The following is a 25,515-nucleotide window of genomic DNA, read 5'->3' on the forward strand; positions in this document are numbered from 1 at the left end:
AAACCAATAGTCTGGCGGCAATGGCGAAGAGGTCACACCCGTTCCCATCCCGAACACGGTCGTTAAGCTCTTCAGCGCCGATGGTAATTGGGGGCTTCCCCCTGTGAGAGTAGGACGCTGCCAGGCACATGAAAGAGCAGGTAAAATACCTGCTCTTTTTTTTTGATTTTAACTTTCAAACCCTTCTGACTCTTTCTAGAATGAGTCAGGTCCATCTTGAGCCTATCTCTTTTTTTCGTTGACAAACACGAACAAAATAAAAAAACCATATAATATAAAAATTCTTTTTATAAATAAAGCGGCTATGAATAATTTTGAAAAATATGGGCAAGGATGACTAATGGAGGTGGATTGACATGGCTATATTAACGAACAAGCATGCAGGGGAAACGTGTATTATATGCGAAAAACAAAAAAGAAGCGGCATTCATATTTGTGATCAATTAATCTGTGATTCTTGCCAAAAACATATAATAGAAACAGATGTTAGTGATATAAAATACCAATATATTTTAAAAAAGTTATCTAAATTAAGTATAACACTTAAAGACACGGTTAAAAGCAGGCATTCTTAATAAAATGCCTGCTTTTTTGTTTAAACATATACATAGACAAAGTGAAGGATGCTCTTTCATATGATAAAATATGAATATCAATGAGTAAAATATGAATATCAATGAGTAAAATATGATAAGGAATGGACTATGGATCAAAATAGAACACCTTTGTTAGATGCATTGCTTAGTTATCGAAAAAAACAACGAATTTCCTTCCATGTTCCGGGACACAAAGATGGTTTGGTTTTTTCTCAAAAAGGGGAAAACATATATCGGGACATATTGTCTATTGACGGGACTGAACTGGAGGGCCTCGATGATTTATATCAACCTCAGGGTCCTATTTTAGAGGCACAAAAATTATTGACTGATTATTATCAAACAGGGAAAAGCTATTTTCTGGTCAACGGATCAACAGTCGGCAATTTAACAATGATTTTATCAGCGTGCAATGTCGGAGATCGGATACTTGTCCAGCGGAATTCTCATAAATCTATTTTTAATGCTATTCAATTATCAAAGGCTAACCCTGTTTTTCTGACACCGCAAATAGATGAAGACACGGAAATTCCGGTTGGTATAGATAAAAAGGTCATTTTAGAAGCACTGGACAAGTATTCCGATGCCAAAGTGCTGATTTTAACGTATCCTAATTACTTTGGGATGGCAGCTGATTATAAAGAAGTGATAAGCATTGCCAAAGATAAGGGATTAAGAGTATTAGTTGATGAAGCACATGGCGCCCATTTTAAACTTGGAGAACCAGTACCGGTCAGTACATTAGAATTAGGGGCAGATATCGTTGTTCATTCGGCTCATAAAACTCTTCCGGCCATGACTATGGGGTCATTTCTTCACATTCATAAGGATTCGCAGGATTTGACAGCTCCTGTTGAAAAATATCTGAGTATGCTGCAGTCATCAAGTCCTTCTTATCCAATTATGGCTTCTTTAGATTTGGCAAGGCATTATTTGGCTAGTGTCACTGAAAAGATGCTGGAAAATACACTATCAAATATTAAACAATTAGAATGCCAATTACAAGACATACCGCAAATAAATCTGGTAACTGACCAGGGCAAATTTTATACTAAAGACCCTTTTAAAATTTTATTGCAAGCCCCTTTTGACATTTCCGGCTATATGATGCAGGAAAGATTGATCTCCCACGGCATTTATCCTGAACTTGCCGATCCAAACCATGTCCTGTTCATCTTAGCTGTCAGCGATCAAATAGATTATTCTATAGAACCCAAAATACTAAAGCGGGCATTAAAAGATTTGCCTATTAAAAATAAACAAATGAATAAGAGAATGTATTTACCTGATAATATTTCATCATTAGCTTTAAATTATGATCAGATTATTAATCTCGAAATGATTGAAGTCCCTTTAACTGAGGCAGAAGAATGTATCTCGGCAGAAGACGTCATTCCTTATCCGCCAGGCATCCCGATTGTTTTAAAGGGCGAAAGACTAACGGGCAGAACGATTAAAATAATCGAGCAATGGCGGCTTACAGGCGCGCGTTTTCAAAACGGAGAAACATTGCAGTATAAGGGAAAAATTAAGGTTTACGATTTTTGACGGCATGACTTAAAGGAGAATGATTTGTGAAAGGTCTATTTATAACATTCGAGGGTCCTGACGGTTCAGGGAAAACAACACAGATTCGAAAATTAGCAAATTACTTAAAGGAAAAAGGGATTCCATATATTTTAACAAGGGAGCCGGGCGGTACTAAAATCAGCGATGATATTCGCTCAATTATTCTTAACCCTGCATATAATGAATTAACCGGTGCAACGGAGATTTTGCTTTATGCGGCTTCAAGAGCGCAGCATGTCAGAGAAAAAATTAAACCCGCTCTGCAATCAGGTAAAATTGTTTTATGTGACCGGTTCGTAGATGCATCAATCGCTTATCAAGGATATGGACTTGGTGTATCATTGCAAACAGTCAAAGAGATTAACGAGTTTGCGACAGAAGGTTTAACACCGGATAGAACTTATTTACTCGATATTTCACCTGAAAATGCCAAAAAAAGAATGTTGAGCCGGATGGAAATGGAATACAAGGAAGGGCTTGACCGTATAGAACAAAGAGAGAATGTTTACCATCGTAAAGTTCGTGAAGGGTTTTCGAATATCTATAGAGAAAATAAACATCGTATCTGTTTTATAGATGGTGATCGCAGTGAACAGCAAGTTTTTGAAGATATCAAGAATGATGTTATGCAAGTGATAGACAAATATTTTAAATAGAGGTGATGAGAAATGAAACTGATTATGGCAGTTGTACAAGATAAGGACAGCAACAGATTGTCATCGGCACTTATAAAAGCGGGCTTTAAAGCGACTAAGCTTGCAAGTACCGGCGGATTTCTAAGGTCCGGAAACACAACATTTTTAATTGGGGTTGAAGATAATAAAGTCGATGACCTTTTAAATATTATCAGGGAGAATTGTGAAAGCAGGGAACAATTGGTTGCTCCGGTATCTCCAATGGGAGGCAACGCCGATTCCTTTATTCCTCATCCTGTTGAGGTTGAAGTCGGCGGTGCGACAGTTTTTGTTTTATCTGTTGATGAATTTAAACGTTTTTAATAAAAAGTTCCAAAGTGTGCTGAACAATGTTTGTCTTAATCTTTTGGATACAAAATAATGGGAGCAAGGTATGTCTTTAAAAGTGCAAAAAGAACAGCAAGTAAGAGAGTTAATGAAGCCAAAGCGGCAAGCGGCTGACAAATCATCAATTCAGTTCCAAAATGATATGAAAAGTCAACAAGCCCGGCTGCAAGAGGGTTACCTTGGGCAGCTTCTTAATAAAGCAGAAGGACAAGCCAAACGATTAGCTGTCTCACGAACGATAAAAGATGTACAATTGTATAAAAATGCCGTTCACCAATTTATTAGAGAGGCGCTTAGGACCGGGATGGAAATGAAGCAATCCCGGTCTTGGCAACAACCGTCGGCGCCTATGCAAACATTGGTACAAAAAATTGATAAAAAACTAATAGAATTAACTGATGATGTTATAAATAAAGAAAGAGACGCCATTGACCTTTTGGCTAAAATAGGTGAAATCAAGGGGTTATTAATTAATTTATGTACTTGAAAGTGTGATAATAGATGGGATTCCAAGACCTTTCCAAACAGCAAAAGACCGTTTCCCGGATTTTAGTAAATGCATTAAAAAGGGAGCAGCTGGCTCATGCTTACCTTCTTGAAGGCCCTAAAGGAACAGGAAAACGGCAAGCAGCAAGTTTGTTAGCTCAAGCGTATTTTTGCCAAAATAAAGATAGAGAGAATATTGAACCCTGCCAAAAGTGTGTCAACTGCCGGCGTATTTTATCAGGAAATCATCCAGATCTCGTATGGGTAAAGCCGGACGGGCAATCCATCAAAAAGGAACAGGTATCAAATCTTCTTAAAGAGTTCTCTTATCGCGGTGTAGAATCAATTAAGAAATTCTTTGTTATTGAAGAGGCTGATAAATTAACAACCCAGGCTGCCAACAGCCTTCTTAAATTTATTGAAGAACCCTACTCTCAGACAATTGCTATTTTGATTACTGAACATGCCCACCAATTATTGGATACAATTGTGTCACGCTGTCAAGTATTAACCTTTATTCCATTGTCTAAGGAACGCATCGCAGAGCAATTAATGGGAAAAGGCATTAGTGAACCGTTAGCAAACCTTGGAGCTGCTTTAACTAATGATATTGATGAAGCTGCAGATTATTGCGGCGATGAATGGTTTGCTAAGGCAAGACAACTAGTGATACAATTAATGGAAGGCATAATGGGGAAATCCCATTCACCTTTACTTATGGTCTATGATCAATTCTTACCTCATTTTGATGATATTCGTAAAATGGACATAGCTCTTGATTTTATTCTTTACTGGCTCCGAGATGTCTTGAGTATTCATTTGGAAAATGAGAAGGATATTGTTTATATAGATCAGATAGACTTATTAAAGAACCAAGCGTTAAAGTCCTCGATGCAGCAGGTTACAGGAAGAATGACAGCTGTATTAGCTGCAAAGAAACGTCTGGGCGCAAATGTTAATCTGCAAAGTGTTATGGAACAGCTCGTGCTCAGGTTACAAGGAGGATCTCATCATGCAGTATGATATTGTAGGTGTCCGTTTTAAAAAAGCGGGTAAAATATATTATTTTGATCCTGGTGAATTTGATATTCCGGGAGACGCTTCAGTCATAGTTGAAACAACCAGAGGTATTGAGTATGGTACAGTCGTCATTGAAAAAAAGTCAGTGGATGAAGAAGATGTTGTTCTCCCTTTAAAAAAGGTCATCCGCGTAGCGACTGAGGATGACAAGATTCAGGTTGAGAAAAACCGTACGGATGCCGAGGAAGCATTAGACATTTGTTTAGCAAAAGTGAATGATCATCAATTAGACATGAAGCTGGTTGATGTTGAGTATACTTTTGATCGTAATAAAATTATTTTTTACTTTACAGCTGATGGACGTGTTGACTTTAGAGAATTGGTCAAAGATTTAGCTGCTGTTTTTAAAACAAGAATAGAATTAAGGCAAATTGGTGTAAGAGATGAGGCCAAAATGCTTGGCGGGATCGGCCCGTGTGGTAGAATGCTATGTTGCTCGACCTTTTTAGGAGATTTTGAACCCGTTTCGATAAAAATGGCAAAAGACCAAAATCTTTCATTAAATCCAGCTAAGATTTCTGGGGTCTGCGGACGGTTAATGTGCTGCTTAAAGTACGAAAACGATCAATATGAAACCGCGAAACAAGAACTTCCGGATATCGGCGAAAATATTGTCGTTGATTATGGAAAAGGCCGTGTTGTTGGACTTAATATTTTAGAACGGCTTGTCCAAATTGAGTTGGATGAACAAGAAAAAGTGATAGAGTATACACTAGATGAGCTAATCGAAGAAGGTGCCATCTCTTCACAAGCCACTAAATAATGAGGTGGATGGACTTGGAGAAGAAAGACATTTTTTCACAAGTATTGCGTTTAGAGGAACAGATCGGTCACTTATATACGGAGCTTGGGGACTTAAAGGCTCAGTTAGCAGAGTTCTTAGAAGAAAATCAGCATTTGACGATAGAGAACCGCAATTTACGTCGTCATATTGAAACATTGCAGCAAGAGAAAAAAGCTGAATCACAAAAAGGCAAATCGGTTAATCATAAGGTCGTTGAACCTGAAGTTGGAGAAGGATATGATAATCTTGCGCGATTGTACCAAGAGGGGTTTCATATCTGTAATCTTCACTACGGCAGTATTCGAAAAGAAGGAGATTGCTTATTTTGTTTGTCCTTTTTAAATAAGAAGTAGGCCTTTCCAATAGGGAAAGGCAATTTTTTTGTCTTGTAAAGGCATAATCAAAAATAATGTTCAAAAAAGGAATGACTTAAAAAAGAATGGTAACCCTTGAAGATAATGAACGAATTGACGTTTTATTTGATTCGAATTTAAAAGTTATTCAAAGTAAGGATGTTTTTGCTTTTTCATTAGACGCTGTATTGTTGGCGAAGTTTGTATATGTACCTATTCAGAAAGGTTCGTTAATTGACCTATGTACAGGTAACGGCGCAATCCCGTTAATGTTAACAACGCGGACTAAGGGTCATATAACGGGGATTGAACTTCAGCCAAAACTCCATGATATGGCAAAAAGGAGTGCGTTATTAAATCATTTGGAACAGCAAATTTCGTTTCTTTGTGATGATGTGAAAAATGCTCCCGAAAGGCTTGGAAAACACCAATTTGATATTGTCACTTGCAATCCTCCTTATTTTCCAAAGCATCAAGCCAGTGACCGCAATATAAATGAACATTTGGCCATAGCCCGTCATGAAATATTTATTACGTTGGAGGAAGTTATCGCGGTATCCAGTCAGCTTCTAAAACAAAAAGGGAAGGCAGCCTTTGTCCACCGGCCGGAACGGTTAATGGACATTATGATGTATATGCGCAAATATCATCTTGAACCAAAAAGAATTCAGTTCATTTATCCGAAAAAGGGAAAGCCGGCTAATATTTTACTCATTGAAGGCACAAAAGCCGGCAAAGAAGGCCTGAAAGTTTTGCCGCCTGTATATGTTTATGACGAACAAGGGCATTATACTGAGGATGTATTGAATTATGGGCGAAGATAAATATACCGTTTATATTTTGGAATGTGCTGATGGCAGCTATTATACCGGCTATACTGTTAATATTGACCGGAGGATGATTGCCCATGAACAAGGCAAGGCTTCCAAATACACGCGTTCGAGAAGGCCATTGAAATTGGTTCATCAAGAAAAGTATGAAAGCAAATCAGATGCGCTTAAACGCGAATATGCCATCAAGCAATTAACAAGAACTGAAAAGGAAATGCTTGTGGAAGGAGGCGAGCTGGATAATGTGGATTCAACAAAGTTTTCAGAGTAACCAAACAGGCGGTGTTCTTTATTTGGTTCCTACACCCATTGGAAATTTAGAAGATATTACAGTCCGTACTTTAAATATTTTAAAATCAGCGGATATGATTGCCGCCGAGGACACAAGACAAACCATGAAGCTCTGTAATCATTTTGAAATTCATGTCCGTTTGGTGAGTTATCATGAACATAATAAAAAAGCAAGCGGAGAGAAGCTGCTTGAAGAACTTAGAAAAGGATCTCAAATTGCCCTGGTTACAGATGCAGGCACCCCGGCTATTTCTGACCCGGGCTATGAGCTTGTTGTGCAATGTATTAGCCATAACATTCCTGTCATTCCTTTGCCTGGGGCTAACGCCGCAATTACCGGTTTGATTGCGTCGGGACTCCCGACTGACCATTTTTTATTTTACGGATTTTTACCAAGACAGAATAAGGAAAAGAGAAAGGCTCTTCAGGACCTTGAGAAAAATCCTTACAGCATGATTTTTTATGAATCACCGCATCGGGTTAAAGATACACTGGATATGGTATTAAAAGTGTTGGGTAATAGAAAAATGGCGCTGGCAAGGGAGCTTACCAAGAAATTTGAAACCTTTGTAAGGGGCAGTGTTGAAGAATTAAAAGATTGGCTTGATGATGAGCCTATTAAAGGGGAATGCTGCTTAATTATAGAAGGGGCAAGTGAGTCTTCCCAATCAGATGAAAATTGGTGGGCCGACTTAACCATTGCAGAGCATGTCGACCATTATGTTAAGGTAAAGCATGAACCGAGTAAAGAAGCAATTAAATTGGTAGCCAAAGAAAGGCAGCTCCCGAAGCGTGAGGTCTATCAAGCTTATCATATCAAATAAAAAATTGGGTGAGGAATATTCCTCACCCAATTAATTAACACTTATTTTCCAAGGTAATCTTGGATTTCTTTAAGAACGACTTCAGCGCCTTCTTTGCTAAGGATCAGTTTTCCGCCGTCAATACTGAGGTTATTTTCGTCAGTATCTCCTGTGATTTGACAAGTCATGCTAGGTTTATATTTTTTAAGAACAATTCTATCATCGTCAACATAAATTTCTAAGGCATCTTTTTCATTAATCCCTAGGGTACGCCGTAACTCAATAGGAATAACTACGCGGCCAAGTTCGTCAACTTTTCTTACAATTCCTGTTGATTTCATGAGAATTCTCCTCCCAATGATAAAGTCCGTCATAATTCGACAAAATTTATTTTTACTTATAATACCAATGTTTCCGAAACTCGTCAATGTTTTTCTATTAAGTTTTTAAGAGATTGGTATAATATAAGACATAAGGACTACTAAATGGGAGATTTTATGAGTTTTTTACTTTTTGGAATATGGATTAACTAGATATTATAATGGTATTTTTTTAATAGTGTTTGTTCTATGTTGTTTGACACGTTTCGACATGTTGCTTAAAGCCTTGCAATTCTTGACATTCATTAATCTCATTAGTATAGTTTTGTGAAAGAGATAGAGGTTTTTAAAGCCTCTCGGACGTTTTTTGAAATACTATTAGAACTCTAGTTATTGTTAAATTAAGGAGGCAGGAAAAGTGGAAGAACGTCAATCGTTTTATATTACAACACCCATATATTATCCAAGCGGAAGATTACATATTGGACATGCTTATACAACGGCAGCCGGGGATGCTATGGCGCGTTATAAGCGTTTGCGGGGCTATGATGTGATGTATCTGACAGGTACAGATGAGCATGGACAAAAGATTCAAAGAAAGGCAGAGGAAGCACGTGTATCACCACAAGCTTATGTAGATAAAATGGCTGAAGGGATACAAACGCTATGGCGTAAATTAGACATTTCTAATGATGACTTTATCAGGACAACAGAAGAGCGTCATAAGAAGGTTGTTGAAAAGATCTTTAAGAAGTTATTAGATCAAGGCGATATTTATTTAGGAGAATATGAAGGCTGGTATTGTACATCATGTGAATCATATTTTACTGAAATTCAATTAGCGGACGGCAATTGCCCGGATTGCGGCGGACCCGTTGAAAAGGTGAAAGAGGAATCTTATTTCTTTAAAATGAGTAAATACGCCGATCGTCTTCTGAAATATTATGAAGACCATCCTGACTTTATCCAGCCTGAATCAAGAAAAAAAGAAATGATAAACAACTTCATTAAGCCAGGACTTGAGGATTTAGCTGTTTCAAGAACTGCATTTGAATGGGGAGTCAAGGTGCCGGACAATCCGAAGCATGTGGTATACGTCTGGATTGATGCCCTTTCTAATTATATTACTGCTCTAGGCTATGGAACAGACCATGATGAAAAGTTCAAAAAGTTCTGGCCGGCTGATGTCCATTTAGTGGGAAAAGAAATTGTTCGCTTCCATACGATCTATTGGCCGATTATTTTAATGGCATTGGACCTTCCTTTACCAAAGAAAGTGTTTGCCCACGGCTGGTTATTAATGAAAGACGGCAAAATGTCCAAGTCGAAGGGGAATGTCGTAGATCCTGAATCGCTCATTGACCGTTACGGGCTAGATGCGCTCAGGTATTACCTGCTGCGGGAAGTGCCGTTTGGTTCCGATGGCGTTTTCACTCCGGAAAGTTTTGTTGAAAGAATTAATTTTGATTTGGCCAATGACTTGGGAAATCTCTTAAATCGGACAGTCGCCATGATTAATAAATATTTTGATGGTACCGTTCCGGCATACCAGGGCCATGTCACTGCTTATGACGAAAGCCTGCAAACTTTTGTCCAAGATACCGTTGATAAGATAGAAAAGGAAATGGAAAATCTTCAGTTCTCTGTCGTCTTATCTACAATTTGGCAGCTTGTCAGCCGGACAAATAAATACATTGATGAAACTGAGCCATGGGTATTGGCAAAAGATGAAGCGAAACGTCATGAATTAGCGTCGGTCATGACCCATCTTGTTGAATCGTTGAGAACGATTGCTATTATGATCCAACCTTTCTTAACGGAAGCTCCGGAAAAAATTGTTCACCAGTTAGGAATTGAGAAGGAACAATTAAAGGATTGGAATCATGTTCATACATTTGGTCTAAGCGAAGGGAAATGGTCAGTAACCAAAGGCCAGCCTATTTTCCCAAGATTAGATGTTGAAAAGGAAGTAGAACATATTGTCAGCCTGATGAGAGGACCGAAAGCAGCTGATTTTAATGAAGCTGAAGAAAGTAAAAAAGAAGATAACGGTATAAAAACAGATCAAATCAATATTGACGACTTCTCTAAGGTTGACCTTCGAGTAGCAAAGGTTCTTCATGTAGAAAAAGTAAAAAAGGCAGATAAATTGCTTAAGTTCCAATTAGATCTTGGTTATGAAAAGCGCCAAGTTATTTCAGGGATCGCGAAATTCTACACACCTGAAGAATTAGTCGGGAAAAAAGTTATCGTTGTAGCAAACTTAAAGCCTGTGAAATTAAGAGGGGAATTGTCAGAAGGCATGATATTATCAGGAGAGGAAAACGGTGTCTTAAAAGTGGTGACCATTGATCCTTCCGTACCGAACGGGGCTAAAGTTAAATAGTTGCTTTGTTATGGTTCATCAAGGAGGAATGAAATGTTATTTGATACACATACACATATAAATGCAGCTGATTTTAAGGATGATTTTGATGATGTGTTGAAAAGGGCGAAAGAGGCTGGCGTGTCTAACATGCTGGTTGTCGGTTTTGATCAGCCAACCATTACAGATGCTATTAAAATCATTGATGAATACGACCATATCTATGGCTCTGTAGGCTGGCACCCTGTTGATGCAATTGATATGAGGGACCAGGATTTGCAGTGGATTGAGGAATTATCAAGCCATCCCAAAGTTGTTGCACTAGGGGAGATGGGCTTGGATTATCATTGGGATAAGTCTCCAAAGGATATTCAAAAGGATGTCTTCAGAAGGCAAATTGACTTGGCTAAGCGGGTTAAATTGCCAATTATCATCCATAACCGTGAAGCGACAGATGATATCATTCAAATATTGAAAGAAGAGAACGCGGAAGAAATTGGCGGTATTATGCACTGCTTCAGCGCAGACTGGGAAGCGGCCAAGCAATGCCTTGACATGAATTTTTATATCTCGTTCGGCGGTCCGGTGACGTTCAAAAATGCCCATCTTCCAAAGGAAGTTGCTGTCAAAGTCCCTGATGATAAATTACTTGTTGAAACAGATTGCCCTTATTTAAGTCCGCATCCTTATCGCGGGAAAAGAAATGAACCTGCCCGGGTAAGGCTGGTTGCTGAAAAAATTGCTGAATTAAAAGGGATGTCTTTTGAGGATTTAGCAAAATTAACAACTGACAATGCCAAACGATGCTTTGGTATTAAAAAAATATAAGTACTAAATTGTTCCTTACGGGCGGTCATTTCTCATTTGTTAAAATGGGTCATACCGCCCGTTACACATTAGTGTTTGGAGGCGTCTATGCATATTAAAGAAATCATTGTAGTTGAAGGCAAAAGCGATACACTAGCAATAAATAACGCAGTTCAAGCAGATACTATTGAAACAAATGGTTCGGCAGTTAATTCAAGTGTTATTAGAGCCATTGCTCATGCCCAGCAAAAGCGCGGGGTTATTATTTTTACGGACCCGGATTTCCCAGGAGAGAAAATCAGAAAAACTATTAGTCAAAAGGTTCCCGGCTGTAAGCATGCCTTTTTAACAAGAAAGGAAGCTTTTGGCGGGGAAAATTGCAGTTTAGGTATTGAACATGCCTCTCGGGATGCGATTATTGAAGCATTATCAAAGGTATATACCGAGGCGGAGGAGCAGCCGGAACATATTTCCCAAAGCATGTTGCGGGAATATGGATTAACGGGCGGCTCTTATGCAAGAAGCCGGCGCGAAAAACTTGGTGAAGCACTGAAGATTGGTTATACAAATGGCAAACAGCTTTATAAACGCTTAAAAATGTTCCAAATTACAAAGCAAGAATTTATAGATGTGATGCAAAGGATTTTTGAGGAGGAACAACATGGATAATAAAATCTCTAACCCGCGTAAAACCTCAGATATTATAAAAAAGCACCAGTTTTCTTTTAAAAAGAGTTTAGGACAAAACTTTCTTATTGACGAAAATATTTTAAAAAAAATTGTTTCATCAGCAGATTTATCGCCTTACAGCGGTGTTATTGAAATAGGGCCGGGCGCCGGGGCGCTGACTCAATTTTTGGCAGATGAAGCAGATAAGGTCGTTGCATTTGAAATTGATCAGCGTCTAAAACCCATCTTGGCAGAAACGTTAAAAGATAAGGATAACGTTAAAGTCTATTACGAAGATATTTTAAAAGCAGATTTAAAAAAAATAATTGAAATGGAATTCCCGGATAATAACGATATTATGGTGGTCGCTAATCTTCCGTATTATGTCACAACACCAATCCTTATGAAGCTGTTAACAGAGAAACTTCCAATCAGGGGTATTGTTGTGATGATTCAAAAGGAAGTTGCTGACCGTCTGGAAGCGGAACCTTGTGAAAAAAGTTATGGATCATTATCTATTGCCGTACAATATCTCAGTGATCCTAAAGTGGTTATGACAGTGCCAAAAACCGTTTTTGTTCCCCAGCCTAATGTTGATTCCTCAGTCATTCGCTTAAATATTCGCAAACAAAAAAAGGTGGACGTTGAAGATGAAGACTTTTTCTTTAAAGTTGTCCGGGCAAGCTTTGCGCAAAGAAGAAAAACACTGATGAACAATCTTCTCAACAACCTTTTTACAAAAGACAAAAAGGAAGCGTTAATAAAAGCATTATCAGTGATTAATATAGATCCGAAAAGAAGAGGAGAAACGCTTTCCATTGAGGAATTCGCCAAGCTCAGCGATGCATTGATCAAGTTGCGTTAAAGGAAATGATCATGATTTTCCAATCCCCTGCATATGTTGGTATTAAGGCCCTTATCTTGCGCTGCCTCAGTATATGTGAGGAGGATAACCATGAAGATCACTGTTGGAGATATGGTAGGACGATTGTCTTACAAGTGCGATATCTGCTTTCGTGTTGTTAAAATTAATCCGGAAAAGGAGACAGCGGAATTATCAGGAGAAGACCTTCGCTTATATGCTGATGCGCCTCTTAGTGATTTAACATTAATAACAGAGGATGAACGCTTGCTTTACGAAAAAAAGAAACGTCAACTTGAAGATCATTCTTATCGTTTATTTCGACAAGATTATCAAAAACTTAAGCTTAAAAGAGAGTATACCTCGACAAATGGCTATCGCGCACATACAGCCTATTTTGAAATGCCTGGTCGGGTTCTTCATATTGACGGCGATCCTCACTATTTAAAGAAGTGCTTGCGTGTCTATGAAAAACTCGGGGTTCCGGTTCTTGGAAAATACATGAAAGAAGAGGTAATGCCTGAGAAAGTACCGCAATTGGTACAGCAAATACACCCGGATATTCTTGTATTAACCGGTCATGATGCCTATATGAAGAGTAAAGGGACAGAGGATGACATAAAAGCTTACCGGCATTCGGGACACTTTATACGAACGGTTAAAGAAGTCCGTTTTCTATTCCCCCATCTGGATCAATTGGTCATTTTTGCCGGCGCATGCCAGTCTCATTTCGAAATGCTTATTCGAGCCGGGGCAAACTTCGCCAGTTCACCAACTAGGATTAATATCCATGCTCTGGATCCGGTTTATCTCGTTTCCAAAATCAGTTTTACATCCTTTATGGATCATGTCAATGTTTGGGATGTTTTGAGAAATACGTTATCCGGCTCCGATGGTTTAGGAGGTGTAGAGACACGGGGGTTGTTAAGAACAGGAATGCCGTATCCGCCATCTCAATAAAAAATGAAATAACATTACATATTTATGTAAGACTATGCACATACTATCAACATTAACAGCAATAAAAATTGACAAGATATCTAATTTCTTGATATAATTTTCTCTTTTTTGCTCTTATTTGACATTTGGTATGATCAATGTTATAATTTGGTTAAGCGAGGTGGATTGTTCAAATGGGAAAAACCATTAAAGATATCAAGTGCGCTTTAGATGAAAGAGTCGGAAAACGTTTAGCTTTAAAGGCGAATGGGGGCAGACGGAAGACGATTCAACGTGAGGGTGTATTGGAAGAAACCTATCCATCTGTGTTCATTATTAAGCTGGATCAAGACTCTAACGCGTATGAAAGAGTTTCATACAGCTATACAGATGTCTTGACTGAAACAGTTGAAATAACATTTCTAGAAGAAGCAGCAGCAAGCGGGCAGTAAAAACTTGCTGCTTTTTTGCTGTCTGAAATAACATTCTTATAACTGCGACGAGAAGTGGAGCAGCCTCAATGAATAGGCGACGGCGCAGGAGCAAGCGGCCAGTAAAAGCCCTCTTGCTGTTTTTTTGCTTCTTCGAAAAGGCATCATTAATAACTGCGACGAGAAGTTGGAGACACTTCCTTGAATAAGCGACGGCGCAGGAACGAGCGTTACATCTCGAACTACTACGAGTTGCGACGAGAAGTGGCCATACTTCTCTGAATTAGCATCGGCGAAGGAGCACCACCTACACTTCTCGTAAATATTGCTTTTTTTATAACCTGGCTAAAAAAGCCATTCATATTAAAGCACCTCCCTTCAAATAATAAAAATGCTCAACATTAAAGGAGGCTGGCTTGCCGTGAGCAGACGCCGCAGCATTATGTCCGATGAGTTGAAAGAAGAAATAGCGAAAGAGCTCGGTTTTTATGATACCGTTCAAAAGGAAGGTTGGGGCGGTATTCGGGCACGTGACGCTGGTAACATGGTTAAAAGAGCCATCGAAATGGCAGAAGAACAAATGCTAAGGGATTCTAATAAATAATGTTGAGCAGCCGGAGCCTTGTGCTCCGGCTTTTTATTTTTTATATTAATATAAGGAAATTTATTTGAAGCGGGGGACAAATGTGAAAGTCATTGAAAGGGCGCCAGCAAAAATTAATCTATCTCTGGATGTAATTAGAAAAAGAAACGACGGCTTCCATGAAGTAAACATGGTTATGACCACCATTGATTTGTCTGACAGGATAGAGTGTACAGCGTTAGATACTGATCAAATAAAAATTAATTCTTCCGCCTCCTTTGTTCCGGAGGATGCAAGAAACTTTGCTTATCAGGCTGCTAAACTTATTAAACAAAAGTATAACATTCATCAAGGGGTTTTAATTAATATTCTAAAGGAAATACCTGTAGCAGCAGGATTGGCGGGAGGAAGCAGTGATGCAGCAGCCACCATTCGGGCCTTAAATAAAATGTGGAATCTTAAAATGTCAGTTGAAGAGATGATGGCTATTGGTGAGGAAGTTGGTTCAGATGTACCTTTTTGTATTATAGGGGGAACGGCAATAGCAAAAGGAAGGGGAGAAAAATTAATACCGATAGCGTCACCGCCGCCATGTTGGGTGATATTAGCTAAACCTCCCGTGTCTGTATCAACTGCTGAAATTTATCAATCATTGTCATTAAACAATGCCCCGCATCCGGATGTTCAGGCAATGGTTCAAGCTATAGAAAATCAGGATTACTTTCAAATATGTGCCTTATTAGGCAACACACTGGAATCAGTAACGCTTTCAAAAGTACAGGAAGTCAGCCAGATTAAAGCACATATGAAAAGAATGGGTGCAGACGGAGTATTAATGAGCGGCAGCGGCCCTACAGTATTTGGTTTAACACGGTATGAATCAAGGATGCAAAGAATTTATAACAGTTTAAAAGGATATTGCCCTCATGTCTATGCGGTCCATTTATGCCGCGGGAGAGAACCGCTTGAATAAACAATTTTGTAGGTGTAAGATTTATCTTAAGTACGTGTTCGGAGTGAGGAGAAAATCTTTATGAATATCCTCTGTAAGTAACACTTGGTTTGGAGGATTAAAATGAAACTCAAGCGAAGCAGCAGGTTAATTGATATGACCGGCTATTTACTGCAACACCCGCATCAAATTGTTTCGCTTTCATATTTTTCAGATCGTTATGCTTCCGCAAAATCATCCATTAGTGAAGATTTAGGCATCGTTAAAGATAATTTTGAATCTCAAGGCATCGGACGATTAGAAACGATTGCCGGAGCTTCCGGCGGTGTTAAATACATTCCGTTTATGAAAAGGGATGATGCTGAAGCCTTTTTACGATTGTTAAGTGAACAATTATCTCAATCAGACCGTTTGTTGCCAGGCGGTTATCTATATATGACAGACATCCTTGGACAGCCCTCGTACATTAATGAAATCGGCAGAATGATTGCTTCCGTTTATTCAAATCATTCAATTGATGTTGTGATGACTATGGAAACTAAAGGTATTCCTTTAGCATTTGCGGCAGCTTCTCAACTCAACGTTCCGGTGATCATCGTCCGGAGAAGCATCAAAGTTACAGAAGGTTCTACGGTGAGTATCAATTACGTTTCCGGTTCATCCAAACGTATACAAACAATGGTATTGCCGAGAAGAAGCTTAACACCGGGTTCCAGAGTCTTAATTATTGACGATTTTATGAAGGCTGGAGGAACGATGAAGGGTATGGCGAATTTACTTAAAGAGTTTGATGCCGAAGTTGCCGGAATGGCTGTTCTTGTTGAGACGAAGAGTGAAGAGCCAAAGCTCGTAGATAATTATTTATCGCTTTTAAAACTGTCAATGACAGAACAAGAAGAACAATTTATTATTGAACAAGGCAACTATTTTCAATACTACGAATGCTAGTTCAAAAACAACTTTACAAGGAGGAATTATCATGAAAAAAACCCATACTGATCTTGCACCGGCTGCTATTGGCCCGTATTCCCAAGGAGTAATAGTTAATAATATTTTTTACAGCTCAGGGCAAATCCCTCTCCGTCCAAATGGAGAACTTGTGAGTGAAAATCTAGAAGAACAAGTTCATCAAGTCTTTTCGAATATCAAGGCTGTTTTGGAAAGTGCAGGGGCCTCATTAGAAACGGTTATAAAGACAACATTGTTTATTAAAGATATGAATGACTTTCCAAAAATTAATGACATTTATGGTACATATTTTGATAACCATCTTCCTGCCCGTTCATGTGTTGAAGTTTCCCGGCTTCCTAAAGATGTAAAAGTCGAGATGGAAGTTATAGCTCTAGTGAAATAGGACAAAAGATATACATCTATCATAAAAATTTTGACTTTTTTCATTTTGTTGAAGGATTTAGCCACTTTTTGTTGAATGATTGTATAGTCTCTTATTTATGGTAAAAGGTGGTGCCTAAAAATGGAAGTGACAGATGTAAGGTTACGTCGCGTAAATACAGATGGGCGTATGAAGGCAATTGCTTCAATCACGATTGACAACGAATTTGTTGTCCATGATATTCGTGTTATTGACGGGAACAACGGAATGTTTGTTGCTATGCCTAGCAAGAGGACACCGGATGGTGAGTTTCGAGATATAGCCCACCCAATCACGTCGAGTACCCGTGAAAAGATACAAACGGCGGTATTGGAAGAATACCAGCGTGTAGGTGAAGTTGAATCCGCTTACGAAGAAGCTGGCGCATCATAAGTTTAAAAAGAAGGGAAAGGAACCTAATTTCAAAGTTAGGTTCCTTTCTCTTCTTTGTGTTTTCTTGAAAAAACACTTTTTTTAAGCTATAGTCATAATGGATGAAAAGGTATTTATAAAGGATGTTCAAAAAGTCTTTTTTGAACACATTTATATGATGGAGGTTTCCAAATGTCAAAGCGTTATGCTGTCATTCTTGCTGCCGGACAAGGTACAAGAATGAAGTCAAAACTATATAAAGTATTGCACCGTGTATGCGGAAAGCCAATGATTCAACATATAGTTGATCAAGTCAGCGATTTAGAATTTGAAAAGATTGTTACTATCATAGGACACGGTGCAGATGCTGTCAAGGAACAACTTGGTCATTCTGTGGAATATGGTCTTCAAGCTGAGCAATTAGGGACCGCTCACGCTGTTATGCAAGCAGCTGATTCTCTTAAAGGTCTTGAGGGTACAACGGTTGTCCTTTGCGGTGACACACCGCTTATTAAGAAAGAAACAATTGACGCCCTGTTAAGTCATCATGAAAATGAAAAGGCAGCTGTTACGGTCTTAACTGCCTTTGCTGAAGATCCTTCAGGTTACGGCAGGGTTATCCGCAATGATAATCAGCTTGTTGAACGCATTGTAGAAGATAAGGACGCAATGCCTCAAGAGAAGGAAATTAAAGAAATTAATACGGGGATTTACTGCTTCGATAATCAAAAGTTATTTAATTCCCTGGAAAAAGTAAATAATAATAACTCCCAAGGTGAATATTACTTACCGGATGTCATTGAAATATTACAAAATGAAGGTCAAAAAATTGCAGCTTACATGGCCGATTCATTCGAAGAAACCATTGGCGTGAATGATAGGGTCGCCCTTTCCAGAGCAGAGTCTTTTATGAGAAGAAGAATCAATGAACGGCATATGCGCCAGGGAGTGACAATTATTAACCCTGATGACACGTATATTTCACCAGATGCTGTTATTGGAATGGATACGACAATTTATCCGGGCAGTATCATTGATGGAGAAACAAAAATTGGCGAAAATTGTAACATTGGCCCTTATACAGAGATAAAAGACAGCGAAATTGGCGATGGGGCAAACATCAAACAATCTGTCGTTCATGACAGTGAAATCGGTAACGATGTTAATATTGGACCGTTTACTCATATACGCCCTCTATCAAAAATTGGACATGAAGTTAAAATCGGCAACTTTGTCGAAGTGAAAAAATCGACGATAGGAAACGGAAGCAAAGCATCTCATCTTAGCTATGTAGGTGATGCAGAAGTAGGCAGCGGCGTTAACCTGGGCTGCGGATCAATCACAGTTAATTATGACGGCAAGGATAAACACCTGACTAAAATTGAAGATGGCGCATTTGTCGGCTGCAATGTCAATCTTGTTGCACCAGTAACAGTCGGAAAAGATGCGTTTGTTGCTGCAGGTTCGACAATTACGAGTTCCGTCAATGATCATGCACTGGCAATCGCCAGATCACGTCAAGTTAACAAAGAAAATTATGTCGATAAACTGAATTTAAAGAAATAAAGGATATTAAAGTACTATAAAAAACCACGGAGGGACCGTAAGGATGGCCAATTATTTAGATCCAAATTTAAAAGTTTTTTCTCTTAACTCAAACCGGGAGTTAGCGAAAGAAATTGCTCAGCATATAGGTATTCATTTAGGAAAATGTTCAGTAACACAATTCAGCGATGGAGAAATTCAAATCAATATTGAAGAGAGTGTCCGCGGTTGTGATGTCTATGTCATCCAATCTACGTGTGATCCTGTTAATAAACATATGATGGAACTGCTTATTATGATTGATGCTTTAAAGAGGGCATCGGCAAGAACAATCAATGTGGTCCTTCCATATTACGGATATGCGCGCCAAGATCGCAAAGCCCGGGCAAGAGAGCCTATTACTGCAAAGTTAGTCGCCAATTTATTAGAAACAGCAGGCGCCACCCGGGTCATTACAATGGATCTGCATGCGACTCAGATTCAAGGGTTCTTTGATATTCCTGTTGATCAGCTCCTTGGTGTGCCTATTTTATCGGATTATTTTATTAGTAAAGAATTAAATGACATTGTAGTTGTTTCCCCTGACCATGGCGGCGTTACAAGGGCAAGAAAAATGGCGGACCGCTTAAAAGCGCCGATAGCCATTATTGATAAAAGAAGACCAAAGCCGAACGTGGCCGAAGTCATGAACATTATCGGTAATATTGAAGGGAAAACAGCGATCATTATTGATGATATTATTGATACGGCTGGAACGATCACTTTGGCTGCGAATGCTTTAATTGAAAACGGGGCAAATAAAGTATTTGCTTGTTGTACGCACCCTGTTCTTTCAGGACCTGCTATCGAAAGAATTGAAAATTCCTGTATCGGCGAGCTTGTCGTAACAAATACGATTCCGTTACCGGAAGAAAAACAAATTGAAAAAATTACTCAGTTGTCGGTAGCGCCGCTTTTGGGTGAGGCAGTGATCCGTGTTCATGAAAAATTATCAGTAAGTAAATTGTTTGATTAAATAGGTTTTAAACTGATAGAAAAAGGGTAATTGTATATAGTAGAGAAAGGGAGTGTCTTATATGTCAACTTTGAATGTGATAAATCGAGATGAATCTAGAAGGTCATTAACGAAGGGATTAAGACGCAAAGGAAAAATCCCTGCTATTGTATACGGCAAAGATATCAGTAATCAAACGATTGCAGTAGAAGAAAGCGATATGTTACGTCTTTTAAGAAATGAAGGACGCAATGCTGTCATAAACTTGAATTTGGATAATAATAAGTCTTATCCGGTTATGGCTCATGAAATCCAATATGATAATCTTAAAGGTGAAATTGTCCATATCGATTTTCTGAAAATTGATATGAAGTCTGAAATTGATGCGGTTGTTCCTGTGACATTAACGGGAGAATCCATCGGCGAAAAAGAAGGCGGGGTTGTTGAACAGCCTCTTGTTGAATTAAACATACGGGCATTGCCTGGGAATATTCCAAACCATATTGAAGCAGATATTTCCGAACTTAATGTGGGAGACTCATTAAGAGTCGCGGATATTTTAGATAAGCTCGATGTTGAAGTGCTTGATGAGGAAAATGAAGTTATAGCTTCGGTTCAACCGCCTACAAAACTTGAAGAAGAAACCGCTGATGAAGAGCCTGAAGAACCGGAATTAGTTGACGAAAAGGGTTCAGGCGATAAAGAGGACAAAGAGTAAATATTTTAAGCAACAGGCGCATCCTGTTAGGTTGCGCCTGTTTCGCTATGTAATATATAATTTACAGACATATCAAGACAGATGAATGGAGTGTCTTATTTGTGAAACTAATCGTTGGATTAGGGAATCCTGGTTCTAAATATGAACATACAAGACATAATATAGGCTTTGAAGCGATTGATGCGATATCAGAAAAGCATCAAATACCATTAACAAAAACAAAATTTAATGCATTATACGGCAAGGGCAAGATTAACGATGAGGATATTCTTCTTGTGAAACCATTAACATACATGAATTTATCCGGAGAAGCTGTTGCCCCTTTAATGAATTTTTATAAGTTATCCATAGACGATTTACTCGTTATTTATGACGATATGGATTTAGCGGTCGGCAAAATACGCTTACGAAAAAAAGGAAGCGCCGGCGGGCATAATGGTATAAAATCATTAATAGCCCATTTGGGGACGCAAGATTTTAAAAGGATAAGGGTTGGTATTGGCAGACCTGACGGCAGACAACCGGTTATTGATTATGTATTGCAGCGTTTTGGCGAAAATGAAAAAGATACCATAAGTCAAGCGATTGAAAAAGCAAAAGAAGCCAGTGCTTATTGGACAAAACATTCCTTCGAACAAGTTATGAACCGTTTTAATAGTTGAATAAAAAAAGTATAGTAAGACAATACTACTCCTAGCAGAACCTATGTTAGGAGGCCGAATAATATGGATGTCTACTATACATGCCGTCATTGCGGCACAAAAGTAGGGCATATCCAAGGCGATGTTTTTAATGCTGATAAGCTAGGTTTCGATCATTTAACCGTAAAAGAACGCGAATCAATGATACACTATGATCATGCCGGCAGTATTCACGTTAAAACGATATGTGAAGATTGCCAGGAAGCCTTAGAAAGAAACCCCGAATTTCATCAGTGGGATACATTTATACAGTGAAAGTCGCTTTGGTCCAGCCAAAGCATTTTTCCGCTTAAAGAAAATGTTTAAAAGGCAGAGGAAAAAGGTGCGTTAAAGCGGTGATCCTTCGCTGGCGATTATTTGAAGAGGCAGCGCCAATTCTCGCGGCAGCACGCAGCAGTTCGAGATGTAACGCTCGTTCCTCTTTTTTGAACATGGAGTAAAAGGGAGGGGATTCCTATGTTGGGGTTAGAAAGATACTTTTCAGAAAAATTAATGGATTTAGATACAGTACTTGATGGGTTTGCAGGCGGTATGAAGCAGCAGCTTGTTTCAGGTTTAACAAATGCTGCTAAATCGCTATGGATGGCTTCTATTTACAAGAGACGGAAAAAACCGCTGCTTATCGTGACGCATAATTTGTATCAAGCCCAGAAGCTGTATGATGATTTAGAGGATTGTCTTGGTTCAGAACAAGTCTATTTATACCCGGTTAACGATTTAATAGCCTCAGAAATTTCAATCGCCAGTCCTGAATTACGGGCTCAGCGCATAGAAGTATTAAATCGGCTTGCTCAAAAGGAAAATAGCGTTATTATTGCTCCAATTGCCGGTGTCAAAAGATATCTCGCCCCGGAAAAATTATGGGCATCCAGTCTTATTCATTTAAAAATGGGCGGAACTGTTGATCTTGATTCATTAATTAAGACATTGACAGCTATTGGTTATGAAAGAGAAACAATGGTTAATGGGCCTGGAGAATTTAGTGTCCGGGGGGGAATTATTGATATTTACCCTTTAACAGAGGACTATCCGGTAAGAATTGAACTGTTTGATGATGAAGTTGATTCTATTCGCTATTTTGATAGCGATACACAAAGATCGGAAGATAAAGTAGAAGAAATTACGATTGGACCGGCTAAAGAACTGATTTTATTTGACAGCCAATACCAGTTAGCTGCTGATAAACTTGAAAAAGGGCTCGCCAGTACATTAAAGAAGGTTAAAGACAAACAGGTTAAAGAACTCTTAACTGAAAATATAGGCTATGAGATAGAACAGTTAAAAGAGCATCAGCCTTTTCAAGGAAATGCCAAGTATACAACATTTTTTTATGAGACAGAATCAACGCTTTTGAGCTATCTTCCAAAAGATTCTTTGATTATTGTCGATGAAATTAGTAGAGTTCAAGAAATGTCGGAACAGCTGGATAAAGAAGAAGCGGAATGGCAAACCGCATTATTACAAAAAGGCGAGATTGTATCGGGGGTTTCATTATCTTTAGATTGGCAGGATTTTAACCAGATCATTAATCATCCGGTATTATACTTGTCGCTGTTTCTCAGACACCACGGGTATATTCAACCGGAGAACATCATTAATATTTCTTGCCGTTCTATGCAAAATTTCCATGGACAAATTAATGTATTAAAACATGAGTGTGAGCGCTGGGAAAAGGGCAATTATGCCGTTGTGCTGCTTGCGGCCAATCATGACCGCGGCAAACGTATGGAAGATGTATTGTCAGATTACGGCATTGAAGCGCAATTTGTTGAAGATAAAACAAGACCGGCCCCCGGTAAGAGGCAAATCGTAACCGGACATCTTGACGGCGGATTTGAACTTCCGCAGCAGAAGCTTGTTGTTATTACAGAAAAAGAAGTTTTTGCGAACAAAGCGCCTAAGGCTTCAAGACGGCAAAAGAAAATTTCCAGTGCAGAACGGTTAAAAAATTATAATGAACTAAAAATTGGCGACTATGTTGTCCATGTTGATCATGGGATTGGTAAATATATAGGTATTGAAACTTTAGAAGTCAACGGGATTCATAAAGATTATTTACAAATCGTCTACAAGGGCAACGATAAATTATACGTTCCGGTTGAAAACATTGATCAGGTTCAGAAGTACGTAGGGTCTGAAGGAAAGGAACCCAAGTTATACGCGCTTGGCGGAAGTGAATGGAAACGTGTTAAAAGCAAAGCCAAATCTTCTGTACAAGACATTGCGGATGACCTTATTAAACTTTATGCGGAACGTGAAGCAAGCCAGGGTCATGCCTTTCAAAAAGATGGCCCTGAGCAGCATGAATTTGAAGCTGCCTTCCCTTATCAGGAAACAGATGACCAACTTCAAGCGATTGAAGAAATTAAAAAGGATATGGAAAATATCAAACCAATGGACCGCTTATTATGCGGCGATGTAGGTTACGGGAAAACTGAAGTAGCGCTTAGAGCAGCGTTTAAAGCGATTGCTGAAGGCAAGCAAGTGGCATTTTTAGTTCCGACGACGATTCTTGCCCAGCAGCACTTCGAAACAGCGAAAGAACGGTTTGAAGATTTTGCTGTTAATATCAGTGTTTTAAGCAGGTTCGGCACCCGTAAAGAGCATCAGGAAACAATAAAAGGATTGAAAAAGGGTACAGTTGATATGGTGATCGGCACTCACCGTTTATTATCAAAAGATATTGTTTTTAAAGATTTAGGGCTGCTAATCGTCGATGAGGAGCAGCGTTTTGGCGTCACACATAAAGAAAAAATAAAAAGAATGAAGGCCAATGTTGATGTATTGACACTTACGGCCACACCAATACCAAGAACATTGCATATGTCGATGCTCGGGGTTCGTGATTTATCAATTATCGAAACGCCTCCAGAGAATCGTTTTCCGGTTCAAACCTATGTGACGGAGTATAGCGGGACATTAATTCGTGAAGCGATTGAGAGGGAACTGGCGCGGGATGGACAAGTTTATTTTCTTTATAACCGGGTTGAATCCATTCAAAGAATGGCCGAACAAATTTCAGCACTTGTACCGGATGCGCGAGTTGCCTTTGCTCACGGCCAAATGAAAGAGAATGAGCTTGAGGCCGTTATGGTTGATTTTCTTGAAGGTGCGTATGATGTGTTAGTCAGCACAACTATTATTGAAACAGGTGTTGATATACCCAATGTAAATACTTTGATCGTCTATGATGCTGATAGAATGGGTTTATCCCAGTTGTACCAGCTGCGCGGGCGTGTTGGCCGGTCTAACCGTGTTGCTTATGCTTATTTCACGTACCAGCGCGACAAAGTGGTTAATGAAGTAGCAGAGAAACGCCTTCAGGCTATTAAAGAATTTACAGAACTTGGTTCAGGATTTAAAATCGCGATGCGGGATCTGTCCATCCGCGGCGCAGGTAATTTGCTTGGCGCCCAACAGCATGGTTTTATTGATTCTGTCGGTTTTGACTTATATTCGAAAATGCTGAAGGATGCTATTGAAGAAAGAAAAGGAACCGTTAAAGCCAAACATGAGCATCAAGTCGGCATTACGATTGATGCTGATGCTTATATTCCAGAGACTTATATCGAAGATTCTCTGCAAAAAATAGATATGTATAAACGATTTAAATCCATTGAAACATTAAGCGACGTTAATGAACTTCATGATGAAATGATTGATCGTTTCGGTGACTATCCTCAAGAAGTTGTTGATCTATTTACTGTTGCTAAAATTAATGTCATAGCCCATGAGCTGCAAATTGAGACGATTAAGCAAAATAATAATCAAATGACCCTTACTTTTTCTGAAGAAGGATCTGAGAAAATAGATCGTGTGAAGTTATTTGAGGTCGTCAGTGAAAGAGGAAGACAAATGGGTATCGGTGCTGACGGACAAAAAATCAAATTATCGATTAAGGTTGATAAAGCGTCCCCAAGTAAACAGTTAAATGACTTTTACAGCCTAATCGAAAAGATTTATGAGGGACAGTCAAATATCCCTATCGCTAACTAAAGAAGTTGCAAAAGTTTGCCCTCCTTTTTGAACACTTACTAATAATTTCAAAAGCGTGCATAGTTATGGAAACGA

At 38.9% G+C, this 25,515-nt stretch carries 29 protein-coding genes and 1 rRNA gene; 29 read left to right on the plus strand and 1 reads right to left on the minus strand.

Annotated features, from left to right (window positions below):
* Positions 1–10: 10 nt before the first annotated feature.
* The 12 genes from rrf to rsmI all read left to right on the plus strand — a co-directional run bounded on the left by rrf (position 11) and on the right by rsmI (position 7,835).
* A 5S ribosomal RNA gene (gene rrf / locus ACFQRG_RS17420) occupies positions 11–126 on the plus strand.
* A 230-nt stretch (positions 127–356) separates the two neighbouring features.
* Positions 357–575 carry a sigma factor G inhibitor Gin gene (locus tag ACFQRG_RS17425; protein WP_380968440.1) on the plus strand — a complete coding sequence of 73 codons (219 nt, stop codon included), beginning with the start codon at positions 357–359 and terminating at the stop codon, positions 573–575.
* 129 nt (positions 576–704) lie between these two features.
* The gene (locus tag ACFQRG_RS17430) at positions 705–2,144 is read left to right on the plus strand and encodes an aminotransferase class I/II-fold pyridoxal phosphate-dependent enzyme (RefSeq protein WP_380968443.1); all 1,440 of its coding nucleotides are present in this window, start codon (positions 705–707) and stop codon (positions 2,142–2,144) included.
* Between the two features lie 26 nt (positions 2,145–2,170).
* Complete coding sequence (tmk, locus tag ACFQRG_RS17435; protein WP_380968446.1) at positions 2,171–2,821, plus strand: dTMP kinase; 651 nt, start codon at positions 2,171–2,173, stop codon at positions 2,819–2,821.
* A 12-nt stretch (positions 2,822–2,833) separates the two neighbouring features.
* The gene (locus tag ACFQRG_RS17440) at positions 2,834–3,163 is read left to right on the plus strand and encodes a cyclic-di-AMP receptor (protein WP_380968448.1); all 330 of its coding nucleotides are present in this window, start codon (positions 2,834–2,836) and stop codon (positions 3,161–3,163) included.
* Between the two features lie 70 nt (positions 3,164–3,233).
* Positions 3,234–3,674 (plus strand): YaaR family protein, encoded by a 441-nt coding sequence (locus ACFQRG_RS17445; RefSeq protein ID WP_380968450.1) that lies wholly within the window; start codon positions 3,234–3,236, stop codon positions 3,672–3,674.
* Positions 3,675–3,688: 14 nt separating this feature from the next.
* Positions 3,689–4,696: a DNA polymerase III subunit delta' gene (gene holB / locus ACFQRG_RS17450; protein WP_380968452.1), complete on the plus strand. Its 1,008-nt coding sequence runs from the start codon at positions 3,689–3,691 to the stop codon at positions 4,694–4,696.
* The gene (locus ACFQRG_RS17455; protein ID WP_380968454.1) at positions 4,686–5,516 is read left to right on the plus strand and encodes a PSP1 domain-containing protein; all 831 of its coding nucleotides are present in this window, start codon (positions 4,686–4,688) and stop codon (positions 5,514–5,516) included. Before holB ends, ACFQRG_RS17455 begins: the two co-directional genes overlap by 11 nt.
* Positions 5,517–5,530: 14 nt before the next feature.
* Positions 5,531–5,890: a DNA replication initiation control protein YabA gene (gene yabA / locus ACFQRG_RS17460; RefSeq protein WP_380968456.1), complete on the plus strand. Its 360-nt coding sequence runs from the start codon at positions 5,531–5,533 to the stop codon at positions 5,888–5,890.
* A gap of 86 nt (positions 5,891–5,976) precedes the next feature.
* Positions 5,977–6,714: a tRNA1(Val) (adenine(37)-N6)-methyltransferase gene (locus ACFQRG_RS17465; RefSeq protein WP_380968458.1), complete on the plus strand. Its 738-nt coding sequence runs from the start codon at positions 5,977–5,979 to the stop codon at positions 6,712–6,714.
* Positions 6,701–6,991, plus strand: a complete 291-nt coding sequence (locus ACFQRG_RS17470; protein WP_380968460.1) for a GIY-YIG nuclease family protein — start codon at positions 6,701–6,703, stop codon at positions 6,989–6,991. Before ACFQRG_RS17465 ends, ACFQRG_RS17470 begins: the two co-directional genes overlap by 14 nt.
* Positions 6,963–7,835 (plus strand): 16S rRNA (cytidine(1402)-2'-O)-methyltransferase, encoded by an 873-nt coding sequence (rsmI, locus tag ACFQRG_RS17475; protein ID WP_380968463.1) that lies wholly within the window; start codon positions 6,963–6,965, stop codon positions 7,833–7,835. The genes ACFQRG_RS17470 and rsmI overlap by 29 nt, the downstream gene beginning before the upstream one ends.
* 41 nt (positions 7,836–7,876) lie before the next feature.
* Here rsmI and ACFQRG_RS17480 read toward each other — a convergent pair whose 3' ends face one another.
* Complete coding sequence (locus tag ACFQRG_RS17480) at positions 7,877–8,155, minus strand: AbrB/MazE/SpoVT family DNA-binding domain-containing protein (RefSeq protein ID WP_380968465.1); 279 nt, start codon at positions 8,153–8,155, stop codon at positions 7,877–7,879.
* A gap of 397 nt (positions 8,156–8,552) precedes the next feature.
* On the opposite strand from ACFQRG_RS17480, the gene metG reads away from it, so the two are divergent.
* From metG to mfd, 17 genes are all read left to right on the plus strand, one after another.
* Positions 8,553–10,520, plus strand: a complete 1,968-nt coding sequence (gene metG / locus ACFQRG_RS17485; protein ID WP_380968468.1) for a methionine--tRNA ligase — start codon at positions 8,553–8,555, stop codon at positions 10,518–10,520.
* A 33-nt stretch (positions 10,521–10,553) separates the two neighbouring features.
* Positions 10,554–11,327 carry a TatD family hydrolase gene (locus tag ACFQRG_RS17490; protein ID WP_380968470.1) on the plus strand — a complete coding sequence of 258 codons (774 nt, stop codon included), beginning with the start codon at positions 10,554–10,556 and terminating at the stop codon, positions 11,325–11,327.
* Between the two features lie 75 nt (positions 11,328–11,402).
* Positions 11,403–11,975 carry a ribonuclease M5 gene (rnmV, locus tag ACFQRG_RS17495; RefSeq protein ID WP_380968473.1) on the plus strand — a complete coding sequence of 191 codons (573 nt, stop codon included), beginning with the start codon at positions 11,403–11,405 and terminating at the stop codon, positions 11,973–11,975.
* Positions 11,968–12,840 (plus strand): 16S rRNA (adenine(1518)-N(6)/adenine(1519)-N(6))-dimethyltransferase RsmA, encoded by an 873-nt coding sequence (gene rsmA, locus ACFQRG_RS17500; protein ID WP_380968475.1) that lies wholly within the window; start codon positions 11,968–11,970, stop codon positions 12,838–12,840. The genes rnmV and rsmA overlap by 8 nt, the downstream gene beginning before the upstream one ends.
* Positions 12,841–12,930: 90 nt before the next feature.
* Complete coding sequence (yabG, locus tag ACFQRG_RS17505; RefSeq protein ID WP_380968477.1) at positions 12,931–13,797, plus strand: sporulation peptidase YabG; 867 nt, start codon at positions 12,931–12,933, stop codon at positions 13,795–13,797.
* Positions 13,798–13,970: 173 nt separating this feature from the next.
* On the plus strand, positions 13,971–14,228 hold the full coding sequence (gene veg / locus ACFQRG_RS17510) for a biofilm formation stimulator Veg (RefSeq protein ID WP_380968479.1): 258 nt from the start codon (positions 13,971–13,973) through the stop codon (positions 14,226–14,228).
* A gap of 400 nt (positions 14,229–14,628) precedes the next feature.
* Complete coding sequence (locus ACFQRG_RS17515) at positions 14,629–14,811, plus strand: small, acid-soluble spore protein, alpha/beta type (RefSeq protein ID WP_380968481.1); 183 nt, start codon at positions 14,629–14,631, stop codon at positions 14,809–14,811.
* An 82-nt stretch (positions 14,812–14,893) separates the two neighbouring features.
* Entirely contained in the window at positions 14,894–15,763 is an 870-nt protein-coding gene (ispE, locus tag ACFQRG_RS17520; RefSeq protein WP_380968483.1) for a 4-(cytidine 5'-diphospho)-2-C-methyl-D-erythritol kinase, read from the plus strand.
* A gap of 102 nt (positions 15,764–15,865) precedes the next feature.
* A complete protein-coding gene (gene purR / locus ACFQRG_RS17525) occupies positions 15,866–16,690 on the plus strand; it encodes a pur operon repressor (RefSeq protein ID WP_380968486.1) in 825 nt (274 codons plus the stop codon).
* Between the two features lie 31 nt (positions 16,691–16,721).
* A complete protein-coding gene (locus ACFQRG_RS17530) occupies positions 16,722–17,096 on the plus strand; it encodes a RidA family protein (RefSeq protein ID WP_380968488.1) in 375 nt (124 codons plus the stop codon).
* 120 nt (positions 17,097–17,216) lie between these two features.
* Positions 17,217–17,507, plus strand: a complete 291-nt coding sequence (gene spoVG, locus ACFQRG_RS17535; protein ID WP_380968490.1) for a septation regulator SpoVG — start codon at positions 17,217–17,219, stop codon at positions 17,505–17,507.
* A gap of 171 nt (positions 17,508–17,678) precedes the next feature.
* The gene (gene glmU, locus ACFQRG_RS17540) at positions 17,679–19,052 is read left to right on the plus strand and encodes a bifunctional UDP-N-acetylglucosamine diphosphorylase/glucosamine-1-phosphate N-acetyltransferase GlmU (protein ID WP_380968492.1); all 1,374 of its coding nucleotides are present in this window, start codon (positions 17,679–17,681) and stop codon (positions 19,050–19,052) included.
* Between the two features lie 43 nt (positions 19,053–19,095).
* Positions 19,096–20,046, plus strand: a complete 951-nt coding sequence (locus tag ACFQRG_RS17545) for a ribose-phosphate diphosphokinase (protein ID WP_380968494.1) — start codon at positions 19,096–19,098, stop codon at positions 20,044–20,046.
* 61 nt (positions 20,047–20,107) lie between these two features.
* Positions 20,108–20,743 (plus strand): 50S ribosomal protein L25/general stress protein Ctc, encoded by a 636-nt coding sequence (locus ACFQRG_RS17550; protein WP_380968496.1) that lies wholly within the window; start codon positions 20,108–20,110, stop codon positions 20,741–20,743.
* A 101-nt stretch (positions 20,744–20,844) separates the two neighbouring features.
* Complete coding sequence (gene pth / locus ACFQRG_RS17555; protein WP_380968498.1) at positions 20,845–21,405, plus strand: aminoacyl-tRNA hydrolase; 561 nt, start codon at positions 20,845–20,847, stop codon at positions 21,403–21,405.
* 63 nt (positions 21,406–21,468) lie between these two features.
* Positions 21,469–21,699 (plus strand): anti-sigma-F factor Fin, encoded by a 231-nt coding sequence (locus tag ACFQRG_RS17560; protein ID WP_380968500.1) that lies wholly within the window; start codon positions 21,469–21,471, stop codon positions 21,697–21,699.
* A gap of 201 nt (positions 21,700–21,900) precedes the next feature.
* The gene (mfd, locus tag ACFQRG_RS17565; protein WP_380968502.1) at positions 21,901–25,440 is read left to right on the plus strand and encodes a transcription-repair coupling factor; all 3,540 of its coding nucleotides are present in this window, start codon (positions 21,901–21,903) and stop codon (positions 25,438–25,440) included.
* Positions 25,441–25,515: the final 75 nt, after the last annotated feature.

The sequence above is a fragment of the Scopulibacillus cellulosilyticus genome, from assembly GCF_042665295.1.
GTDB lineage: Bacteria > Bacillota > Bacilli > Bacillales > Sporolactobacillaceae > Scopulibacillus_A > Scopulibacillus_A cellulosilyticus.